This window comes from Micromonospora sp. Llam0, from assembly GCF_003751085.1.
Taxonomy (GTDB): domain Bacteria; phylum Actinomycetota; class Actinomycetes; order Mycobacteriales; family Micromonosporaceae; genus Micromonospora_E.
Genome location: NZ_RJJY01000002.1, coordinates 810,335 through 829,033 on the forward strand (window position 1 = coordinate 810,335; position 18,699 = coordinate 829,033).

Consider the following 18,699-nt stretch of genomic DNA (forward strand, 5'->3'; position numbering starts at 1 on the left):
TCGCCAGTCCAGATCGACGAGAGAGGTCGACGTGGAACACCAACAGCCTACCCAAGCCGAACCGGGCAGCGTACCGGTGACGCCTGACATCTGCGGCGCGGCCGCAGCCCACACCGTGATCGTCACCACCGCCGACGACACTGGACACCCCACGCCCGTCCGGCCCGGCGTGATCCGGACCGGCGCGTACGCCGGCTCGATCCACGCCTGCGACGTCCACCGCGACCAGGTCGCCGCCGACCTGCGCGGCTCCGGACTCGTGGTCGACGTGATCACGTCGACCACTCCGCCGGGCACGTGGTGCGGTGACGTCTGGCGGATCGCCGCCGACGGCGTGCTCACCCCCGACAGCGGGCCGGAGCACCAGGCGCTGCAGCGGGCGGCGGCCGCCACCGCTCCGGCACCGGCGGGCCCGGTCGACGACCCGACCCCCGCCCCGGCCGTTGACGTCGCGGTCGACGTCGTCCAGCGGTGCGGCCGGCCGGCGGTGGCCGGTGTGGCGACGCAGCCACACCCGATGCGCTGGACCGGCCCACGGACGTACGCGGGCACCATCTGGGTTTGCACCGGGCACGAGGACGTGGTGACGGAACAGGCCCGGACCGGCGGGCTGGACACCGGGCTGGTCGGCGCTCCGGAGCGGGTGCGGTGCGGCGAGATCTCCGCCGAGGGCGTTGACCTGGCCGACGTGCCGGCCGGTGCGTGGCCGCGCCTGGCGGTGCTCGCGGCTGCGAACGTCACCGCCGCCGCCCCCGTCCCGATGCCGGTGCCGGACGGCGAGTTGTGGGCGCGCGCGGACGAGCTCCGTCCGGGGATGTGGATCGCGACCGGCCGGCCGGATGTGCCCGGTGTCGAGGTCCGCGCCGTCGAGATCGGAGACACCGGCCTGGTCGGCGTGCTCTGCAGCGGCCCGGAGTACGCCGAGTACGTCGCCGACCAGCCGGTGCGCCTGGTCGACGAGGCGACCGTGGCCGAGGCGGCGGAGGCGTTGCGGGTGCGGACCCGCCGTCAGCTGATGCTGGACGGCCTGCGTGCGCTGGTCGCGGCCGCCGAGCGGGACATCGACATCTTGCCGGTGGATCGGCTGCAGGTGACCGGCCGAGCCGCTGACCTGCCCACCCTGCACCAGTTCGCAGCCGCGCTCGGTGCCGACGTCGTGCAGGTCGGTGAGCGTCTCGTCGCTGAGGTGCTGACCGGCGGTGGTCCGGCCGATGACCTCGGCGGGTCGTCCGCGCCGATCAGCGTCGAGATGTACGTCTACGCCGACCCCGAACCGGCCGGCTCGCCGCCTGCGCGGGGAACCGCCGCCGTGGTGGTGCCGGCACAGCCGACCGGGGGTGACCTGTGACCGCCAAGCCGATCGGACCGTACGCGACGGAGGATGAGGCGTTGGCCGCGCCGCTGCCCCGGCAGCTGGCCGAGCTGCACGCCACCGGACGTGTCCGCCCGGGTGACGGCGTGGCCTCCGGAACGCGCCGGGCTGCGCTGATCGCCGCCGCCGTCGATGCCGGTGTCGAGCTGGGCGACCTGGACCACCGGGTGCTGGCATGGCTGGCCGACTGGGAGACCGCGACCGTCCAGGTCGTGATCGGCCTGATCACGCGGGCGTACGCCGCCGGCCGGGCCGCCGGCCCGGCACCGCTGGCGCAGGACCCGCCACCCGCCCCGGCCACCCCGGCACCGGTCCAGCCGGCCGACATCACCGCCGCGCTGCTAGGGCGTGTATCAAAGTCGGTCACAGCCACTCGTTGATCGCCGCGACCTGCACGGTCGCCTCGTACCGGACCGCGAGCTTGTCGTAGCGGGTCGCGACGGCACGGTTGCGCTTGAGCCGGTTGATCCCGCACTCGACCGCGTGGCGCTGCTTGTAGATCTCGGGGTCGAAGGCCGGCGGCCTGCCGCCCTTCGACCCCTTCTTCCGCCGGTTGGCGTCCTGGTCGGCCTTCGACGGGATCGTCGCGGCGACACCCCGTCGACGCAGGTAGGCACGGTTCGCCTTCGACGTGTACGCCTTGTCCGCCAGCACCCGGTCCGGACGGGTCCGGGGCCGACCGGCCCCGACCCGGGGCACCCGCACACCGTCGAGGACCGTCGTGAACTGCGGGCTGTCGCCACGCTGCCCGCCGGTCAGCACGATCGACAGCGGTTTCTGTCCCTGTTCACAGCCCAGGTGCAGTTTCGTGGTCCGTCCGCCACGGGAACGCCCCAACGCGTGGTCGTCGGGTTCCGACCCGGTACCGCCGGGTGGTTCGGCCTGCAGATCCCCCTTTTACGCGCTCCGGCGGCGTGCTGGTGCGCTCGGCTGATCGTGGAGTCCACGGACACGTCCCAGACGATCCGTCCCGCCGCGTCGGCCAGGGCCTGCAACGCGGTCAGGATCCTGGCCCAGGTCCCGTCGCGCTGCCACCGGCGGAACAGGGCGTACGCCGCCGCCCAGGAGCCGTAGTGGTCGGGGATGTCCCGCCACGGGGCGCCGGCCCGTGTGCGCCACCGGATCGCGTCGATGAGCTGCCGTTTCGTTGATGCGGGCGGTCGGCCCGGTCGGCGTGCGGTGGGCAGGAGAGGCTCCAGGACTGCCCACTGCGCGTCCGTCAGGTCGTGCCGCCTCGTCACCGCTACGCTGGTCACGAGGTCTCCGTGTTGATGGTTCGTCTTGGTCGATAAGCCATCTACCGGAGGCCTCGCTGTTTACCGGGCAGCGACACGCCGGAAGTTCGTCACCCGCCCACGGCCGACTTTGATACACGCCCTAGCCGAGGTGTCGGACCCGTGCGAGGCCGCCGCAGTCGAGCTGCTCGCCGGGTCCGGCCTGCTCGACCACCCGGCCGTGACCCGACGCATCACCTCACCCGGCGTCGTCGGGTGGAACGCCCTGCACCTGGCCGCACTGGATGACGCCCTGGGCGACGACATCACCGACGCCCAGCACCACCTCCTGTCCCTGGCCTGCAGCCTGGGCAGCCGCGGACTGCTCCCGGCCTGCCTCCGCCAAGCCCTGTGGGGCATGTGGGAGACCCCGGACACGGCCGGACTGGTGCTCGGCGCGATCCGGACCGCCCTGGGTGGTGATCGCCGGTGACCACGGGGATCGTCGCCGCGCTACCCGAGGCCGGCGGCCTGCTGATCATGGCGCTGATCGTCGCTGGCGGGCACGCGGTGCGGGTGCTGGCCGGTCGGGCCCGGCGGATCGGTGCCGCGCGGCGGGCTGATCGGGCGGCCCGGGTGGCGGCCCGGCAGGCGCGGCGGGCTGCTGCCGACCGGGCGTGGCGTGACCGCCTGGCCGGACTGCTCGTCGACGAGCACCAGCCGGCGGGAGGTGGCCAGCGGTGACCGTGTTCGCATCGCATTCCTGGGCCGCCGGGTGGTGGGCTGCGCCGATCCACCCGCTGTGGCTGGCGGCCGCGCTGCTGCTGTTCGCTGGCGTGCTCCGGGCCGCTGTGGTGGTGCGCCGACGTCGGACCCGCCGCCTGAACGAGCACTGGGCGTCCGTGACCGCCGCTCTCGCGGTCCGGCCGCGCCATCACGACCTGTCGACCTGGGCGGTCGTGCTCATCACCGTGGCGGTGTCGGCGCCGGTCAGCGCGGTGATCGGCGCGGTGGTGGCGCTGATCGCGGTCACCGTGGCCGGTGCCGGCCGGGGCGACGCCTGGGCGCGGGCCGCCCGCGTGGCGTCCCTGACCCGCGATGTCCGCGACGTCCTGGACCTCGCCCGCCCCGACCAGACCGACCAGTCCGAGCAGAGAGGACAGCAGCGATGACCCTGCTGATCGTCGCGGCAGCCTGCCTGGTGGTCGCCGCGCTCGCGGCGATCGTGCGCCGCAGCCTCATCGGCACCGCGGAGGACCAGCACGAGGGCTGGGAGATGCACATGGGGGACCTTCGCCGCGTCCTTTTCGGTACCGCTGAGGACCGGCACGAGGGCTGGGACATGCACACCGGGGAGCTGTCGGCGCTGCGCGTCGAGCTGACGCAGGACCTGCCCGCACCGGCCCCGTTGCCGTGGCCGGAGCCGGTCGACGGGGAGCGCTGGCCGGAGCCGGTGACCGGCCGTACCGCATCGGCCGGCGCGGTGTACCGCTCGCAACCGGTCCCCGTGCCCGTACCGGTCAGCGCGGATGCGGCCCGGCACCGGGCGGAGCCGTCCGACGACGGCACCGGCCAGTGGACCACCCCGCATCCACAGACAGCGGGTGTCAATCCGTGGTTCGCGCAGCACGTCGCCCGGTCGGCGGCCGCCCGCGCGGCGGCGGGTGGTGGGTCGTGGTGACCGCCGGTACGCCCGGGTGGCCGCGCCGTGCGGCCACCCGGGCCCCGGCCCCACCGCCGGCCGAACTGGCCGGCGCACGGGCACAGGTGTGGATCGCGGTCGCCCGTGCCGGTGTCACCGCCCACAAGATCCGGCCGACGACCGACGACAAGCAGCAGCGGCGGACGGCGTGCGGCCGGTTCGTCAGCTCCGCCGAGCGGGAGCAGGGCCAGGTGCTCGCGGCCGCCGTGGTCGCCGAGCGGTACCGCGCGTCCTGGTGCCCGCACTGCTGGCCATCACCCCAGACACAGACAGAGGTGAGCCGATGACGGCCAACCTGCCGGTGTACGGCGTGCGGGAGATCCCGGACGGCCTGGCCACGGTGACGATGCTGCGGCGGATGCGCCGCAAGCCCGCACCCGACCAGGCCCCGGCCGGCATCCTCCGCTACAGCCGCGGCAAGGACACCACGCACCTGTTCACGGTCGCCGACACCGTGGCGATGCGGCCGCTGACCGCCCGGCAGCGGGCGGCGGCCGAGGCCAGCCGCGTCTACCCCCGGCGCTGCGAGGTGTGCGGGTGGGACGCCGGCGGGCCGCTGCCGTCGAACGGCCGTGGCGCGTACCGGTGCCCGGCCTGCGAAGCCGAGGCCCGCTACGACCGGTTCCGCGCCCTGCGGACGGAGCAGCGGGCCGAGGCCTCCGCCTGGGCCGCCGAGGCGCTCGCTGACCCGACCGCCATGGTGGTGGCGACCAGGTCGATCGACCTGGCACCCGCCGGGCCGGGGCAGACGGTGAAGCGGACCGCCGTCGCCGAACTCGTCGTCGTGTCGCTCGCCGATCCGGCGGTGGACCGGCTGCACATCACGTTGATCCCGGACCGGCGGCCGAAACGCAAGCGGGACCTGCCGGCCGGCGGCCGGCTCGTCGAGGCCGCCGCGCCGGGCGTGGCGGCCTGGGTGACCGGTCGGCGGGTCGTGGCCTGGTCGGAGTGGGAGGTCGACGGCCTGGACCGGGACCTGCGGGACGCCGGAGTCCAGCCCACCCGGCCGGGTGGGCGGCTGATCTGGATGCCGCGTCTGCGGTCGATGGGCCACTACTACAGCGAGTGGTGTGGACACATCGGGTCGGCCGGCGTGGTCGACCAGTCGCGGCCGCCGGGCGGCCCGGTGGAGGAAGTCGACTGGATCGTCGACACGCTGCGCCGGATGGCCGCCTCACCCGTTCGGGGAGTCAGCCAGTGACCGGCCAGACCCGGCCCGCCCTGTGGCGGGTGCCGCCGGAGACCCGCCAGGCCCTGGACAGCGCCGAGCTGCTCGACGAGCTGTCGGCCGCGATCGAAGCCGGGTGGGCGTCGGCGGCCGGCCGGGGCGACTCCGCGCAGGCGGTCCGCGCCGCTGGTCGGGTGCTGGCGGTGCTGCGGGCCCGGATGGTGCCGGAGGCCGCACCCCGGGCCCGTCAATCTCCGGCCCTGCTGCGCGTGGCGGAGGAGCGGCTGCGGCAGATCGAACGCAAGCGGTACGACGCTGTCCACGATGATCAGCGCACGTCCGGGCAGCTGTGGGAGATGGCCGTCTGGTGGGCCGATCCGGAGTCGTCCTGGATGGACTGGCCGGTCGTCGACGGCTATCCGGAGCACGGAGACCGGGTCGACGACCTGGTCCGCGCGGCCGCCCTGCTGTGCGCGGAGGCGGACCGGATGATGCGGCTCAGAGCCCAGGGGCTGGCGTGACCGCGCGCACGCCGGCCCGGCCGGACCTGCCGCCGGTGCTGTGCCTGGACTGCGCGACGCCGCTCACCGACCCCAAAGCGCGGGCCCGGCGGGTCGGATCGCTGTGCTGGCGGCGCCGGCGGGCCGAGGCCCGCCGACAGGAGCAGGCGGCGGCCGCCTCGGTGCTCCCCGACCCGGTGAGGGTGCGTGGCGGCCGCGACGCCGGCCGGGGTGGTCCCGGCCTGGTCGACGAGTCCGGCGTCATCGAGGAGGCGTCGCCGCCATGACCCGCCGCACCCCGGCCCGGTCGCGGGTACCGCCGCACCTCCACCAGGCCACACGAGATCTGCCGGCGGACCACCGTGGCCGCCGGGTCTGTGTCGTGTGCGGGCTGCTCGGCGAGCCGGGCGACGCGCACCACCCGATCACCCTGCCAACCACCCCGGTGTCTCCGGTCCTCGCCGCAGCTGCGGCGGCCCGGGACGCCGCGATTCTCGGAGAGCACGATGACGACTGACGAAGAGTTCGAGACGGCGTACCGGGCCGCGTTGGCGGACCGTCCGGGCCAGGCCATCTACCCGGACGACGTCCGCAGGTCACTCGGCCAGGCCCGGCGGCCCGCGCTCCGGCCGGCGGCACCGCCCCGGCGGCCGGAGGGCAAGGTGGTCCCGCCCACTGTCGGCGGTGCCCCGGCCGCCACACCGGGGCCGGTGTCGCCGCCGGCCGCCGTGGCGTCAACGGGTGTCGAGCGGGCCGGCTGGCTTGCCCGCCGCTGGCGGTGGCACGCCACTGTCACCCACCTGCCCTGTGGGGAGCACACCGTCACCGGCCACGCGTGGCGGTGGTCGACGGCGTGTGACCGCGCCGGCCGGGTCGCTGAAATCCTGCTCACGCAGGTGGCCGCCGATGAATGAGGCCCAACCGACGTTGGTGGCGTTGGACCTGGAAACCACCGGCCTGGACCCAGCCGTACACGACATCTGGGAGATCGGCGCGATCGTGCGCGGTCACCGCGACCCGCAGCGTGACGGCGAGTGGCGGATCGAGATCCAACCCCGGCTCGACCGGGCCGACCCGGCCGCGCTGCGGATCTCCCGCTTTTACGAGCGGCGCACGTCCCTGCTGACGGACGGCAAGACCCAGGCGTACGTCCAGATCCGACCACCGTGGCAAACCTGGCTGAACGAGCCCGGAGCCCGGTTCTACGAATGCGGCCGGATGACCGTCGCCCGCGAACTGGCCGAGCTGCTCGACGGCGCCACGATCATCGGCAGCAACCCGACGTTCGACGTGTCGATGCTCGGGCCGTGGCTGCGCCGGCACTGGCAGGCACCGTGCTGGCATCACCGCCTGGTCGACGTCGGCGCGCTCGCGGCCGGCGCGGTCACCACGATGCGCCGCGCGCTCGGCCAACCGCCCCCTTCCCCGCCGTGGTCCCCGCGCACCCTCGCCGAGGACCTCGGCGTACCGCCGCTGTCCGCCGAGGACCGCCACACCGCACTCGGCGACGCCCGATGGGCGATGCAGGTCTACGACGCCGTCATGGGCGGTACTGGTGGGTGACCCGACCAAGACGCCACGGCAGGAGCTCGGCACCGAGGTGTGGGTCCACGGCTCGCATGACGCGGTCGCCCGGGTGCGTGCCCAGCTGGCCCCGATCGGCGTGCTGGTGGTGCCGACCACCAAGACGGGCAAGCCGGCACCGGTGGAGCCGATGCCGGTCACGAAAGGCCGCTACAGCTGGTACGGCCGCTACCACCTGAGGGAGGACCTGAGTGACTGATCAGGATGTGCAGGCGGCGGTCCGGGCGGAGGTCGGCCGGATCGTCGGCGACCTGGTCCAGGCGCTGCAGCAGCGCGGCGTGCCGGTGCCGGTGATGCCCGGTCCGGCCTCCGCCGCCGCTGTGGAGGCCCTGCAGGCACGGGTGGACCAGTTGGCGCGGCAGCGGACCGCGCTGGTCCGGCTGTGTCAGCAGATGCTCGACAGGTGCGGCCCCGCGACGCTGGTCGCTGGCCAGTACGTGGTGTTCGTGGAGTCGGTCGACGTGGTCGCCGAGTGGCGGGACCAGTTGGCCGAGGCGTCGGCCGCCGGGCAGCCGGATCGGCCCCCTGACTGATCAGCCAATCAGAACAGAGGTTCTGGGGAGGCCCGGCCGGCGTACCGCTGGCCGGGCTGCGGCGTATCCGAGGTGCGAATAGATGTTGATCATTGGTCGGCGACGCGGGGGCGGTAGCTGATGCCGTGGGGTCGGATCGACGACCGGCTGGCCATGAGCGTGAAGGTCCGCGGCCTGGTCGACCCGGGCGTCAAAGGACTACGGGCGAAGCGCCAGCGCGCCGAGGCGCTCGGGGTCTGGGCTCAGGTGCTGTCCTGGGCGTCCGGTGAGCGCAGCGACGGATTCGTGACAGCGGACGTCTTCGAGGAGCTGTTCGGCTGGCCCGAGGCGAATGAGCGCCTGCTACGCGCCCGGTTCGGCCGGGCGCCGCTGATCCACCGCCGCGAAGACGGCCAGCGGTGTGAGTGCATGGCGGGCCGTGAGTGGCTGGACGGCTACGACTACCTGATCCACGACTACTTGGACAGGAACCCGTCCAGGTCGGAGAACGACGTCCACAAGGCCAAGGCGCGGGAGCTGAAGGACCCGAAGCTGAAGGCCGCCGTGAGGGCGCGCGACGGTGACGTCTGCCGCTACTGCGGCATCACCTGCCGCCACTCCGACCGTAAGACGGACGCCGGCTTGACGTTCGACCACGTTGACCCAGAGGTGGCCGACGGCCTCTCGAACCTCGTGGTGGCCTGCCGAGGCTGCAACAACCGCAAACGCCGCAGGACGCCGGAGGCCGCCGGGATGGCCCTGCGACCAGCACCCGGCGAGCGGGAATCAACGTCAGGATCTACGTCGGATCTAGATCCGGTCACTGATCCGGTCACTGATCCGGTCACTGATCCGACCACTGAACCGGGTCCAGATCCGCCACCCGACCTGACACCGCCCAACCCTGCTACCAGGGCCGGAGTCCATCCCCAGATCCGCGACCAGACCAGCGACGACACCCAGGAGCGTGGCTCTCCCGGGAGGGGCCGGGGCGGGCCGGGCACCGCCCACGGCGCAGGTCCTCCACGTCCTGGCCCGCCCACCGCGCACCGGATAGGACCACCCGACACCCCACGCGGACCTATCCACGGATCGCCGTACCTCCGCGCGACCCGCCCGCTGCCGGAGCACCTCGCCGGCGTACCCCCGCAACCCGACGACACCCCCGCGATCCCCGACCCCGGACCACCGGACTGGCGGTGGCCGGCCGGAGCGATCCCCGTCCCGCCACCTGATGAGGAGCAGCCATGGCCGCCTGCGTGATGTGTGCCCGGCCGACCGCCGACACCGGGTACGCCTGCCACGGCTGCGGGCGGGCGGCGGCCACGGCGGTGGCGGAGATCGTCGACGCGGCGGCGGCGGCGCGGGCGGCCGCGGCTGCTCTGGCCCGCCGGGGTCCGGCGACCGCCGGTGGTGCGGCCGCCGGCCGGTTGCCGCTCGATCTGGCGGCGACGTCGCGGCTGGCCGAGGCCGGCCGGGTGGTGGGCCGGTGGGTGGCGGCGGTGCGGGCGGCGGGCCGGCCGCTGGGTGTCCCGGGCCGTCTGGTGGGTGCGGCGTGCGCGCGGCTGGCGTGCCGGCACGGATCGTGCGTCGAGCTGCGGGCCCCGGACGCGGATCCCCTCGCGGTGCTCGCCGCCGCGTTGGCCGGACACACGGGGTGGATGCGCCGTCAGCCGTGGGCGCGGGACGCGTTCCGGGATCTCGCCGGGGTGGCCCGGCTGCTGCAGCGGATCGCGGACGGGCCGCCCGGGCGGCGGTGGCTCGGCCAGTGCGGCGGCCGCCGACCGGACGGCACCGTGTGTCGGGTGGACCTGCGGGCCGGCCCGTCGGCCGGGGTGGTGCGGTGCCGGGCGTGCGGCGCCCTGGTCGACGTCGACGAGCGGCGCGGGCAGCTGGCCGAGCTGACCCGCCAGTACGCGTACACCCCCAGGGAGATTGAGGACGCGTACGGCATTCCGGCGTCGTCGATCCGGGTGTGGGCGCATCGGGGCCGGATCGCCTGGGTGGGCGAAGTCGACGGCCGTCCTGTGTACCGGTTGGGCATGGTGCTGGACCGGGCACGAGCGGACGCGGTACGCCGAGCAGAGAGACAGGCACGTGCCCGTCGACGCGCGGACACCCGAGCCGGGGAGTTTGATCACGCTGACGGCGCGGGTGTAACGTCGAATCCGGGTAGCAGCAGTGTGCCCGAATCAGGGAGTGCGGCGTGACGAATCCCCGCCCCCGCAAGACCTCCCCCAGCCAGTGGCGTACCGCCCCGTTGCCCCGGGGGTGGCGCACCCGGATCGTCCCTCGCATCCTGCGCCGCGACCGCACGTGCATGCTGCGGACGCATTGTCGTGGTGCACAGTCCACCGAGGTGGACCACATCGGCGACCCGGAGGATCACGGCGACCACAACCTTCGCGGGGTGTGCTCGCGGTGCCACGCGCATCGGACCGGGCAGCAGGGCGCGGCGGCGAGCAACGCGGCGCGGCCGACGCGGCGGCGGCCGGATCGGGGCGCCCATCCTGGCCTGATTGTCACTGACGGTGACGGCGGGGGTGGGGGGTGCCCCCCGGGGCGGGGGGCCTTCAGCGGTGGGGGTTAGCGGCTCGGCCACTGTATAGAACTCGGATTATCCGCGCTGCTAGGAGGTGGTATTGATGGCGGTCGCGGGCCGGAAACCGAAGGCGGATCGTAGTCAGGTGCGCCACCGCGTACCGGCGGTGCATGACTGGGTGGAGGTGCCGAACCTCCCCTTCGATGGTGACCGTCCGTCGCTGCCGGTGCGGATGGTGCGGGTCCAGGTCGACGACAAGCCGCCGGCGTGGGAGACGCGGCGCGGGTCGTGGCCGGCCGCGACCCGGCGGTGGTGGGAGACGGTGTCGACGATGCCGCACTGCCGGTTGTGGACGTCGTCGGACTGGCAGTACGCGCTTGACACGGCCGAGGTCCACGCCCGGTTCGCTGAAGGGGCGACCGGGGCGACGGAGGTGCGGATCCGGGAGAAGGCGCTCGGCACGACCGTCGACGCCCGCCGGGATCTGCGGATCCGGTACGTCGACCCGCCGCCGGAGGTGCCGCAGCCGGCGGTGGACGCCGGCGTGGTGCAGCTCGACACCTATCGTGACCTCTACGGAGGCTGATCCGGAGCTACTGCCCGGCTACTACCTGGACAGGTGGAACGGGACTGGCGCCTGGTGCACGTTGCCGTGGCCACGGGATCTCACGGATCTGCCGCCGAGTCTCGGCCCGCAGATCATCGCGTGGGCGGAGTGGCGCGACTACGACCGGACCGGTGAGCCGGGGCTGATCGACTACCAGACCGGCGAGGAGTGGCGGTTCACTCCGGGGCAGCGGCGGTTTCTGCATCTGTGGTACGCGTACGACCCGCGTACGGGCCGGTGGATCTGGCGGCGTGGGGTGAAGAGAGGCGCCAAGGGAACCGGTAAGGACCCGATGGGCGCGGCGATGTGTGACATCGAGCTGATCGGGCCGTGTCACCTGGTGCGCCGAGACGGCCGCTGGGCCGGCGAGCGGCACCGGATGCCGCTGGTGCAGATCGGCGCGAACTCCGAGGCCCAAGCCAAGGACGTCTTACGGGTGGCGAACGCGATGCTGTCGCGGGAGACCCGCGAGTTCTACAGCGTCGACTGTGGCGAGACCCGGACGATCCTGACGGACGGCGGCGGCCGCCTGGAGGTGCTGACCGCGTCCGAGCAGTCAACCGAGGGCGACCCGGCCACGTTCATCTGGTTGAACGAGACGCACCACATGACCGAGTCGAACGGCGGCCACCGTACGGCGAAGGTGGCCCGCCGGAACGTGGGGAAGAGTCCCGCCAGTATCCAGGCCCGGGTGTGTGACGGGACCAACGCGCACGAGCAGGGGTCGGACTCGATCGGTGAGCGCGCGTACGAGGCGTGGCAGAAACAGGTGTCGGGCCAGTATCCGAACCTGCGGCAGGACATCCTGTACGACTCGATCGAGGCTCCGCCGGATCTCGACTTGTTCGACGACGCGCAGCGGATGGCTGGGCTACGGGCCGCGTACATGGACGCGCCGTGGGCCGACTTGCAGCGTCTCGACGGTGAGGTTCTGGACCCGGAGACGCCGATGTCGGACAGCATCCGCTACTACTTCAACGGGTTGGGCACCCGTGAGGACGCGTGGATCGATCCGCGCAAGTTCGATGACCTGGCCCGGCCGGGGACGGTCGTCGCCGACGGCGACCAGATCGCCATGTTCCTGGACTGCAGCAAGTCGTCGGACGCCACGGCGTTGGTGGGCTGCCGGATCTCGGACGGGCACGTGTTCGTCCTCGGTGTGTGGCAGCGGCCGCACGGTGCCCGGGGCAAGACGTGGTTGGCGCCGCGTGAGCTGGTCGACGCGACGGTCCGCGCGGCGTGGGACCGGTACCGGGTGGTGTGGTTCGGCGTCGATCCCGGGCCCGGCCGTGATGACGACGACGAGTCGCTGTACTGGATGGCGTTGATCGACGGCTGGCACCGCGACTTCCACCGGCGGCTGCGGGTGTGGGCTACCAGCGGCGCGAGGACCGGAACCGGCAACAGTGTGCTGTTCGACATGCGGATCAAGACGCCGGGCGGGGTCCGCCGGAACCAGGAGTTCACGCTGGCCGCGATGCAGTGCGCCGAGGACATCGACGAGAACGGCACGCTGACGCACGACGGGAACGCGGTGCTGCGGATGCACACCCACAACGCCAGACGTCGCCCCAACCTGTGGGGCGAGTCGCTCGGCAAGATCAACCGGGCGTCGACGAAGCATGTGGACTGTGCGGTCAGCATGGTCGGGGCCCGGATGGGGCGGAGGCTGGCGCTCAACAGCGGCAAGGTGCGCGTGCGACGCGCGGGGGCGGGGAAGGCGGTGTTCTGATTGGCGTTGACGGCTGAGGCTGCCGCGACCCGGGCGGGTGAGCTGCGGCGCACGCACGAGTCGGAGCGGGCCGAGCTGGACGTGCTGCGCCGCTACTGGACGGGCAAGCAGCGGCTGCCGGCGGTGATCCCGTCCGACGCGCCGCGTGAGGTGCGGGAGATGGCCCGGATCTCCCGGGTGAACGTGATCGACATCGTGGTCAACTCGCTGACGCAGGCGTTGTTCGTCGACGGGCTGCGGGCTCGTGATCCGCAGTCCGGCGATGATGTGACGCTGCCGGTGTGGTCGGCGTGGTTGGCGAACCGGATGAACAAGCATCAGGCCGGTCTGCACCGGGCGACGGTGGCGTATGGCACGGGATACCTGGTGATCACCCCCGGTGATCCGTATCCGGTGATGCGGCCGCGGTCTCCCCGGCAGGTGACGGCGATGTACGGCGAGGATCCGGACTGGGCGGAGATCGCGCTGGAGAAGCTGCCGGTGCCGGGCCGGTGGCGGCTCTACGACGACACCACGGCGTGGCCCGTGACCGAGCAGGGCGGCCGGATGGCCGTGACCGGTGCGGAGCCGCACGGGTTCGACCGGGTGCCGGTGGTGCGCTACCGCGACGCGGAGGACCTGGACGCCGACGACGACGCCGAGCCGGAGCTGCTCTCCGGCGGGTTGAGTGCGCAGTGCCGGGTGGTGGTCGGGCAGGTCGCGCCGCTGATGCCGATGCAGGACCAGATCGACCTCACCAGCTTCAGCCTCAAGGGCGCGGAGTGGTACAGCGCGTTCCGGCAGCGGTGGGCGATCGGGTGGACGCCGGAGGACACCAGCGCGAAGATGCGGTCCGCCGCGTCGCAGTTCTGGACGTTCGAGCAGATGCCCGACGAGATGCAGCTCGGCGAGTTCTCCCAGACGGAGCTGAGCGGCTATCTGGCGTCGCGGGAGTCGACGTCGAAGTTCGTGGCGACGCTGTCGCAGACGCCGGTGCATGAGCTGATCGGCGAGCTGGTCAACCTCAGCGCCGAGGCTCTGGCGGCGGCCGAGGCCGGCCGGGACCGCAAGGTCGACGAGCGTAAGACCGGCATGGGCGAAAGCCACGAGCAGTCGTTCCAGGTCGTCGGCGCGTTGATGGGTGTGCCGGTGCCCGACGACGCCGAGGTGGTGTGGCGGGACACGTCGGCGGCCGCGTTCGCGGCGGTCGTCGACGGGCTGGGCAAGTTGGCGCAGATGCTCGGCGTCCCCGCGCAGGAGCTGTGGGATCGCATCCCGGGTGTCACCCAGCAGGACATCCGCCGGTTCAAGGCGGCCGCCGCCCAAGGTGATGCGCTGGCCAACCTGACGTCGCTGCTGGACCGGCAGGCCACCGGCCCCGACGACGGGGACCCGGACGATCCGGGTGGCGCTGGTGGCGCTGACGGTTGAGGGCGCCGCGTTGACCCGGGCGCACCGGCAGGCGCAGCTGACGTTGCGGGCGGATGTGCTGCGGGACCTGGTGCAGCTGTGGTCGCTCATCGGGCCGGGCGACTTCGAGCGGTTCGCGGTGGCGGCGGAGATCCTGATCCGGCAGCGGCACGGCGACTCGGCCGGTCTGGCGGCCGCGTACTTCGAGTGGTTCCGGACGGCCGAGGGTGTGGCCGGGTCGGCGGCGGCGCGGCTGGCCGAGGCACCGGACGGGCCGGCGGTGCGGGCGGTGCTGCGGGCGACCGGGCTGGCCGGGATGCGGTCGGCGGCGGCGGCCGGCCAGTCGGCGCAGGCGGCGGCGCGGACCGGCCTGGTGCGGGCGTCGGGGTCGGCGGTGTGGATGGTGCTCGGCGGCGGCCGGCGTACGGTCACCGACTCGGTGCGGGCGGACCGGCAGGCGGCCGGCTGGCAGCGGGTCACGTCGGGGTCGCCGTGCGCGTTCTGCGCCATGATCGCCTCGCGGGGGCCGGCGTTCACGTCGCAGCGGGGTGCCCGCTTCCAGGCCCACGACCACTGCGCGTGCACCGCCGAGCCGTTCTATGAGGGGTCGCGGCCGGTGCCCGGCAACGAGCGGCTACGCCGGGCATGGGATGCCGCGCAGCGGCAGGCCCGTGACTCCGGCGAACTGAGCCGGGGCACGTCGAACGACGCGTTGAACGCGTTCCGGCGGTATCTCGCCGGTGATCAGACCCTCCGGCCCGACACGGGCCGGACCGACCCGACACGGGAGTGACCGCGATGGCGGACGACAACACCGGCACCACCGACCAGACCGCCAAGCCGGCCGGCACGGGCGGCAAGGACTGGGAAGCGGAAGCCGAGAAGTGGAAGGCCCTCGCGCGTAAGCACGAGGACCAGGCCAAGGCCAACCACGCCGAACTGGAGAGGCTGAAGGCGGCCAGCGACAGCACCAAGTCCGACATGGACAAGGTGATGGAGAAGCTGGCCGAGATGGAGAAGCGGGCGGGCGACGCCGAACGGCGGGCGCTGATCGCCGACATCGCCGCGGAGAAGGGTCTCACCGCGAAGCAGGCGGCACGCCTGCGCGGGGACACCCGGGACGACCTGTTGGCGGATGCCGACGAGCTGCTGGAGTCGTTCAAACCGGCCGGCAAGGACGGTGCGAGCGGCGACGCGGGCAAGGACGGTGCGGGCACCGCCGCCGCTGGCGGTGACGGCAAGGCCTCCGACAGCGGTGGCGGCGACGGCGGGCGGATGCCGCCGGCCGGTACGGCGAGCACGGCCACCAGGCCGAAGGAGCGGCTGACGTCCGGCGCGGTGCCGGCGGCGGCCGCCGACAAGAGCCCGGCCGAGATGGCCGAGGCGATTCTCAAGTCCGACTTCTGACCACGGCGTCCGCGCCGTGGTCGGGTCACTAGCAAAGGAGTAGCGCAGTGGCTGTGCTGACCGCGCAAGGCATCTCGTCGCTCGCGATCGAGCTGCTGACGCGCACCCTCGTTCTGCCGATGACGGCGTCGCGGATCCCGGGCGCGGAGTTCAGCGGGTCGAACGGGGACACGATCACGGTGCGGGTGCCGCAGCCGTCGACGGCGCGGACCCAGTCGTCGCCGGGTGCGACGATCACCTATGACGACGTCGACGAGGTGCCGGTCGACGTGTCCCTGTCGCACCTGTACCACGCCAAGCTGGTCTCGGATCAGGAGCTGAGCCTGGACCTGGCCGACTTCGGGCGGCAGATCACCCGGGTGCAGGTGGCGGCGGTGGCCACCGGCGCCGAGAACCAGATGGCGACGGTCATGAACGGCCTGCCGGCCGATCTGACGATCGACGCCGACGGCGGCAACATCGACGCGATCGTGCTGCAGGCCCGGGAGATGCTCGGCCGGGCGGAGGCGCCGCTGGACGGCCGGTACCTGGCCGTGTCGCCGGAGGTCGCCACGTTCATCCTGGCGCTGGACGAGGTGTCGCGGGTCGACGCGTCGGGCGACACCAACGCGCTGCGGAACGCGATCATCGCCCGCTGGCGCGGGTTCAACGTGGTCGAGTCGACCGGGCTGGACGCGGGCAAGGCGGCCGCGTACCACCGGTCCGGGTTCGCGTTCGCGAACCGGGTGCCGGTGGTGCCCCGGGGTGTGACCAGCTCGGCGACCGCGCAGTCCGGCGGGGTCGGGATGCGGCAGATCTTCCAGTACGTGCCCGACAAGCTCAGCGATGCCAGCGTGATCTCGACGTTCGCCGGCGCGGCGGTCGTGACGGACGCCGAGTCCGGGGAGACCACGCCCCGGGTCGTCGTGATGGACACCGCCGAGTCCTGATGACGGACCCGTACCAGGCCCGCTATCTGGCGCATCAGCGCCGTAAGGCCGGGGTCCTCGCCGAGGTCCTGGCCGAGCGGCACGCGGCGCGTCGGTTCGCGGACCGGCCGGTGAGCGCTGAGGACCTGGGCCCGGTCCTGGCCGCCGCCGAGCGTGCCCCGTCGTCGTGTGACCGGCGTGGGGTGGGTGTGACGGTGGTCCGGGACCGGGACGACAAGGCCCTGCTGGGCGGGCTGCTCGTGGGCGGGGTCGGTTGGGTGCATCGGGCGCCGGTGGTGCTGCTGCTGCACGGCGACCCGCTGGCGTACAAGGCGGCCGGTGAGGCCGTGTTCATGCCGTACCTGGACGCCGGCGTGATGGTCGGTCACCTGTGGCTGGCGGCGACCGCCGGCGGGCTGGCCGCCTGCTACGTCAACCCCAACGTACGGCCGGTCGACCGGGCGCACTTCGCGATCCGGTTCGGCGCCGGGATCTTCTGCGGGGCGCTCGCGGTCGGCTGGCCACCGCCACCGCCGCCGGACTGGGTGGGAGACACATCCTGATGGACGCCGTCTACCTGGTCGGCCCGGCGACCGATGAGCTGCGGTACAGCCTGCGGTCGCTGCACAACCTGGGATGCGTGGACCGGCTGGTGGTGGTCGGGCACCGGCCGGTGTGGTGCCGGCCGGACCTGCACATCCCGGTCCAGCCACCCCGACCCGGCAAGCACTTCAGCACGTGGGCGAACCTGCGCGCCGCCGCCCACCACCCCGAGGTGTCGCCGCAGTTCGTGTTGATGAATGACGACTTCTTCACGCTGCACCGGATGGACCGGCCGCCGGTGTGGCATCGGGGTCCGATCGCCGGGCAGGTCGCGAACCATCGCCGCAGCGGGAACCGGCGGCTGCTGAACCGGCGGCTGGGCGTCGACGAGCTGCTCGACGCGATCGGCGTACCGGGCCGGCTCGACTACGAGCTGCACGTGCCGCTGCTGGTCGACCAGGCGGCGATGCGCGACGTCATCGCCCTCGCCGAGCAGGTGCGGACCGTGCGGATGGAACCGGTCGGCAAGAGGACCCTGTACGGCAACTACGCGCGGATCGGCGGCGACCAGGTCGAGGACGTGAAGATCCGCGACTTCCGGGCGATCCCGTCCGCCGAACTACCGTTCGTGTCCACGTCGGACTATTCGTTTCGGCAGGGCACGGTCGGCCGGTGGATACGGAAACGGTTCCCGGACCAGTCCCGCTACGAGGAAGGGGGCCGGCGTGGCTGATCTGCCGCCGCTGGCCAGCGTCACCCAGCTGGCCACGAAGATCGGATACCCGGACGCCGCGTACCCGACCCAGGCCGAGGAAGACCGGGCGCTGGCGCTGCTGCAGGAGGCGTCGGAGCTGATCCGCGACGCGGCGGAGAAGGACTGGGTCAACGACGCCGGCACCGAACTGGTTGACGTCCCCCGCCGGGTGGAGAAGATCTGCCTGGCCGTCGCCTTCCGCGCCTTCGATAACCCGAAGGCGCTGACACAGAAGACGATCGCGGACCTGAACCAGTCGTACGACCGGGCGCGGGTCCACGGCGGCGACGCCGTGTACCTGACCGACGCCGAGAAACGATCCGTGCGCCGGGCGGCGGCCGCGTCGTCGTTCCGGTCGGTCACCCTCGTGTCCCCGTACTCGGGTGACGACACCACAGAGAGTCTGCTCGGCTCGTGATCCCGATCGGCACGCACGACCTGCCCCGCCAGCTGACGGTGTGGCGGCCGCAGCTGGTCGACGACGGCGCCGGCGGACAGACCGTCACCCATGTGCAGGTGGGGGCGGTGTGGGCGCGGGTGCCGCAGCCGTCGACGGCCGAGCGGGTCGCGGCCGCGCAGGCCGGCGCCGCGCACACGACACCGCTGTATCTGCGGCCGGACGCCGACGTGGCCCGGGGTGACGAGCTGCGCGGCGGCGGCGAGGTGTGGCGGGTGACGTCGACCGTCGTCCCGTCCGAGCCCGCGTACCTACGCGCGGACTGTAAGTGGGTCCAGTCAGAGCCACCGAGTGAGGAGACGTCGTGA

The 18,699-nt window shown here is 73.1% G+C and carries 28 protein-coding genes; 27 read left to right on the plus strand and 1 reads right to left on the minus strand.

What is annotated here, in order from left to right; genetic code table 11:
- Positions 1–76 precede the first annotated feature (76 nt).
- The gene (locus EDC02_RS30935) at positions 77–1,348 is read left to right on the plus strand and encodes a hypothetical protein (protein ID WP_148083705.1); all 1,272 of its coding nucleotides are present in this window, start codon (positions 77–79) and stop codon (positions 1,346–1,348) included.
- Positions 1,345–1,752 carry a hypothetical protein gene (locus tag EDC02_RS30940; protein WP_123605803.1) on the plus strand — a complete coding sequence of 136 codons (408 nt, stop codon included), beginning with the start codon at positions 1,345–1,347 and terminating at the stop codon, positions 1,750–1,752. The genes EDC02_RS30935 and EDC02_RS30940 overlap by 4 nt, the downstream gene beginning before the upstream one ends.
- Here the strand turns inward: EDC02_RS30940 and EDC02_RS30945 are convergent.
- Positions 1,736–2,613 (minus strand): IS5 family transposase gene (locus EDC02_RS30945; RefSeq protein ID WP_370461505.1). Its coding sequence is split into 2 segments (ribosomal slippage): positions 1,736–2,221 and positions 2,224–2,613, totalling 876 coding nucleotides; the frame shifts between segments, so codons are not numbered across the junction. The genes EDC02_RS30940 and EDC02_RS30945 overlap by 17 nt on opposite strands.
- A gap of 145 nt (positions 2,614–2,758) precedes the next feature.
- Here EDC02_RS30945 and EDC02_RS30950 point away from each other — a divergent pair.
- The 25 genes from EDC02_RS30950 to EDC02_RS31070 all read left to right on the plus strand — a co-directional run bounded on the left by EDC02_RS30950 (position 2,759) and on the right by EDC02_RS31070 (position 18,699).
- Positions 2,759–3,079 (plus strand): hypothetical protein, encoded by a 321-nt coding sequence (locus EDC02_RS30950; protein WP_123605804.1) that lies wholly within the window; start codon positions 2,759–2,761, stop codon positions 3,077–3,079.
- On the plus strand, positions 3,076–3,330 hold the full coding sequence (locus tag EDC02_RS30955; protein WP_123605805.1) for a hypothetical protein: 255 nt from the start codon (positions 3,076–3,078) through the stop codon (positions 3,328–3,330). Before EDC02_RS30950 ends, EDC02_RS30955 begins: the two co-directional genes overlap by 4 nt.
- On the plus strand, positions 3,327–3,758 hold the full coding sequence (locus EDC02_RS30960) for a hypothetical protein (RefSeq protein WP_123605806.1): 432 nt from the start codon (positions 3,327–3,329) through the stop codon (positions 3,756–3,758). Before EDC02_RS30955 ends, EDC02_RS30960 begins: the two co-directional genes overlap by 4 nt.
- Complete coding sequence (locus EDC02_RS30965) at positions 3,755–4,267, plus strand: hypothetical protein (protein WP_123605807.1); 513 nt, start codon at positions 3,755–3,757, stop codon at positions 4,265–4,267. Before EDC02_RS30960 ends, EDC02_RS30965 begins: the two co-directional genes overlap by 4 nt.
- On the plus strand, positions 4,264–4,575 hold the full coding sequence (locus EDC02_RS30970; RefSeq protein WP_148083706.1) for a hypothetical protein: 312 nt from the start codon (positions 4,264–4,266) through the stop codon (positions 4,573–4,575). The genes EDC02_RS30965 and EDC02_RS30970 overlap by 4 nt, the downstream gene beginning before the upstream one ends.
- Positions 4,572–5,489, plus strand: coding sequence for a hypothetical protein (locus tag EDC02_RS30975; RefSeq protein ID WP_123605809.1), 918 nt, complete (start codon positions 4,572–4,574; stop codon positions 5,487–5,489). Before EDC02_RS30970 ends, EDC02_RS30975 begins: the two co-directional genes overlap by 4 nt.
- Positions 5,486–5,977, plus strand: coding sequence for a hypothetical protein (locus tag EDC02_RS30980; protein ID WP_123605810.1), 492 nt, complete (start codon positions 5,486–5,488; stop codon positions 5,975–5,977). The genes EDC02_RS30975 and EDC02_RS30980 overlap by 4 nt, the downstream gene beginning before the upstream one ends.
- Positions 5,974–6,243, plus strand: a complete 270-nt coding sequence (locus EDC02_RS30985) for a DUF6011 domain-containing protein (RefSeq protein WP_123605811.1) — start codon at positions 5,974–5,976, stop codon at positions 6,241–6,243. The genes EDC02_RS30980 and EDC02_RS30985 overlap by 4 nt, the downstream gene beginning before the upstream one ends.
- Positions 6,240–6,473 (plus strand): hypothetical protein, encoded by a 234-nt coding sequence (locus EDC02_RS30990; protein WP_123605812.1) that lies wholly within the window; start codon positions 6,240–6,242, stop codon positions 6,471–6,473. The genes EDC02_RS30985 and EDC02_RS30990 overlap by 4 nt, the downstream gene beginning before the upstream one ends.
- Positions 6,463–6,870, plus strand: coding sequence for a hypothetical protein (locus EDC02_RS30995; RefSeq protein WP_123605813.1), 408 nt, complete (start codon positions 6,463–6,465; stop codon positions 6,868–6,870). Before EDC02_RS30990 ends, EDC02_RS30995 begins: the two co-directional genes overlap by 11 nt.
- Positions 6,863–7,519, plus strand: coding sequence for a 3'-5' exonuclease (locus EDC02_RS31000; RefSeq protein ID WP_148083707.1), 657 nt, complete (start codon positions 6,863–6,865; stop codon positions 7,517–7,519). Before EDC02_RS30995 ends, EDC02_RS31000 begins: the two co-directional genes overlap by 8 nt.
- Positions 7,512–7,739, plus strand: coding sequence for a hypothetical protein (locus EDC02_RS31005; RefSeq protein WP_123605815.1), 228 nt, complete (start codon positions 7,512–7,514; stop codon positions 7,737–7,739). The genes EDC02_RS31000 and EDC02_RS31005 overlap by 8 nt, the downstream gene beginning before the upstream one ends.
- Positions 7,732–8,073 carry a hypothetical protein gene (locus EDC02_RS31010; RefSeq protein ID WP_148083708.1) on the plus strand — a complete coding sequence of 114 codons (342 nt, stop codon included), beginning with the start codon at positions 7,732–7,734 and terminating at the stop codon, positions 8,071–8,073. Before EDC02_RS31005 ends, EDC02_RS31010 begins: the two co-directional genes overlap by 8 nt.
- A 120-nt stretch (positions 8,074–8,193) precedes the next feature.
- Positions 8,194–9,315 carry an HNH endonuclease gene (locus EDC02_RS31015; RefSeq protein ID WP_199757979.1) on the plus strand — a complete coding sequence of 374 codons (1,122 nt, stop codon included), beginning with the start codon at positions 8,194–8,196 and terminating at the stop codon, positions 9,313–9,315.
- Positions 9,300–10,262 (plus strand): hypothetical protein, encoded by a 963-nt coding sequence (locus EDC02_RS31020; RefSeq protein WP_123605817.1) that lies wholly within the window; start codon positions 9,300–9,302, stop codon positions 10,260–10,262. Before EDC02_RS31015 ends, EDC02_RS31020 begins: the two co-directional genes overlap by 16 nt.
- A 477-nt stretch (positions 10,263–10,739) precedes the next feature.
- Positions 10,740–11,180 (plus strand): hypothetical protein, encoded by a 441-nt coding sequence (locus tag EDC02_RS39860; RefSeq protein ID WP_148083709.1) that lies wholly within the window; start codon positions 10,740–10,742, stop codon positions 11,178–11,180.
- Positions 11,161–12,933 (plus strand): hypothetical protein, encoded by a 1,773-nt coding sequence (locus tag EDC02_RS31030; RefSeq protein WP_199757980.1) that lies wholly within the window; start codon positions 11,161–11,163, stop codon positions 12,931–12,933. Before EDC02_RS39860 ends, EDC02_RS31030 begins: the two co-directional genes overlap by 20 nt.
- Positions 12,934–14,343 carry a phage portal protein gene (locus EDC02_RS31035; RefSeq protein ID WP_123605818.1) on the plus strand — a complete coding sequence of 470 codons (1,410 nt, stop codon included), beginning with the start codon at positions 12,934–12,936 and terminating at the stop codon, positions 14,341–14,343.
- On the plus strand, positions 14,327–15,115 hold the full coding sequence (locus EDC02_RS31040) for a hypothetical protein (protein ID WP_123607264.1): 789 nt from the start codon (positions 14,327–14,329) through the stop codon (positions 15,113–15,115). The genes EDC02_RS31035 and EDC02_RS31040 overlap by 17 nt, the downstream gene beginning before the upstream one ends.
- Before the next feature lie 5 nt (positions 15,116–15,120).
- Complete coding sequence (locus EDC02_RS31045) at positions 15,121–15,729, plus strand: hypothetical protein (RefSeq protein ID WP_148083710.1); 609 nt, start codon at positions 15,121–15,123, stop codon at positions 15,727–15,729.
- Between the two features lie 47 nt (positions 15,730–15,776).
- Positions 15,777–16,658, plus strand: a complete 882-nt coding sequence (locus EDC02_RS31050; RefSeq protein ID WP_123605820.1) for a phage capsid protein — start codon at positions 15,777–15,779, stop codon at positions 16,656–16,658.
- On the plus strand, positions 16,658–17,200 hold the full coding sequence (locus EDC02_RS31055) for a nitroreductase family protein (protein ID WP_123605821.1): 543 nt from the start codon (positions 16,658–16,660) through the stop codon (positions 17,198–17,200). Before EDC02_RS31050 ends, EDC02_RS31055 begins: the two co-directional genes overlap by 1 nt.
- Positions 17,200–17,913 (plus strand): hypothetical protein, encoded by a 714-nt coding sequence (locus EDC02_RS31060; RefSeq protein ID WP_123605822.1) that lies wholly within the window; start codon positions 17,200–17,202, stop codon positions 17,911–17,913. Before EDC02_RS31055 ends, EDC02_RS31060 begins: the two co-directional genes overlap by 1 nt.
- Complete coding sequence (locus tag EDC02_RS31065) at positions 17,906–18,352, plus strand: hypothetical protein (RefSeq protein WP_123605823.1); 447 nt, start codon at positions 17,906–17,908, stop codon at positions 18,350–18,352. The genes EDC02_RS31060 and EDC02_RS31065 overlap by 8 nt, the downstream gene beginning before the upstream one ends.
- Positions 18,349–18,699: a phage head closure protein gene (locus EDC02_RS31070; protein WP_199757981.1), complete on the plus strand. Its 351-nt coding sequence runs from the start codon at positions 18,349–18,351 to the stop codon at positions 18,697–18,699. The genes EDC02_RS31065 and EDC02_RS31070 overlap by 4 nt, the downstream gene beginning before the upstream one ends.

What these genes read in the sequence shown, in the direction of transcription:
- EDC02_RS30965 (WP_123605807.1), top strand. Translation starts at nt 3,755, where the DNA reads ATGACCCTGCTGATCGTCGCGGCAGCCTGCCTGGTGGTCGCCGCGCTC.
- EDC02_RS30975 (WP_123605809.1), top strand. Translation starts at nt 4,572, where the DNA reads ATGACGGCCAACCTGCCGGTGTACGGCGTGCGGGAGATCCCGGACGGC.
- EDC02_RS30990 (WP_123605812.1), top strand. Translation starts at nt 6,240, where the DNA reads ATGACCCGCCGCACCCCGGCCCGGTCGCGGGTACCGCCGCACCTCCAC.
- EDC02_RS30995 (WP_123605813.1), top strand. Translation starts at nt 6,463, where the DNA reads ATGACGACTGACGAAGAGTTCGAGACGGCGTACCGGGCCGCGTTGGCG.
- EDC02_RS31000 (WP_148083707.1), top strand. Translation starts at nt 6,863, where the DNA reads ATGAATGAGGCCCAACCGACGTTGGTGGCGTTGGACCTGGAAACCACC.
- EDC02_RS31015 (WP_199757979.1), top strand. Translation starts at nt 8,194, where the DNA reads ATGCCGTGGGGTCGGATCGACGACCGGCTGGCCATGAGCGTGAAGGTC.
- EDC02_RS31020 (WP_123605817.1), top strand. Translation starts at nt 9,300, where the DNA reads ATGGCCGCCTGCGTGATGTGTGCCCGGCCGACCGCCGACACCGGGTAC.
- EDC02_RS31045 (WP_148083710.1), top strand. Translation starts at nt 15,121, where the DNA reads ATGGCGGACGACAACACCGGCACCACCGACCAGACCGCCAAGCCGGCC.
- EDC02_RS31055 (WP_123605821.1), top strand. Translation starts at nt 16,658, where the DNA reads ATGACGGACCCGTACCAGGCCCGCTATCTGGCGCATCAGCGCCGTAAG.
- EDC02_RS31060 (WP_123605822.1), top strand. Translation starts at nt 17,200, where the DNA reads ATGGACGCCGTCTACCTGGTCGGCCCGGCGACCGATGAGCTGCGGTAC.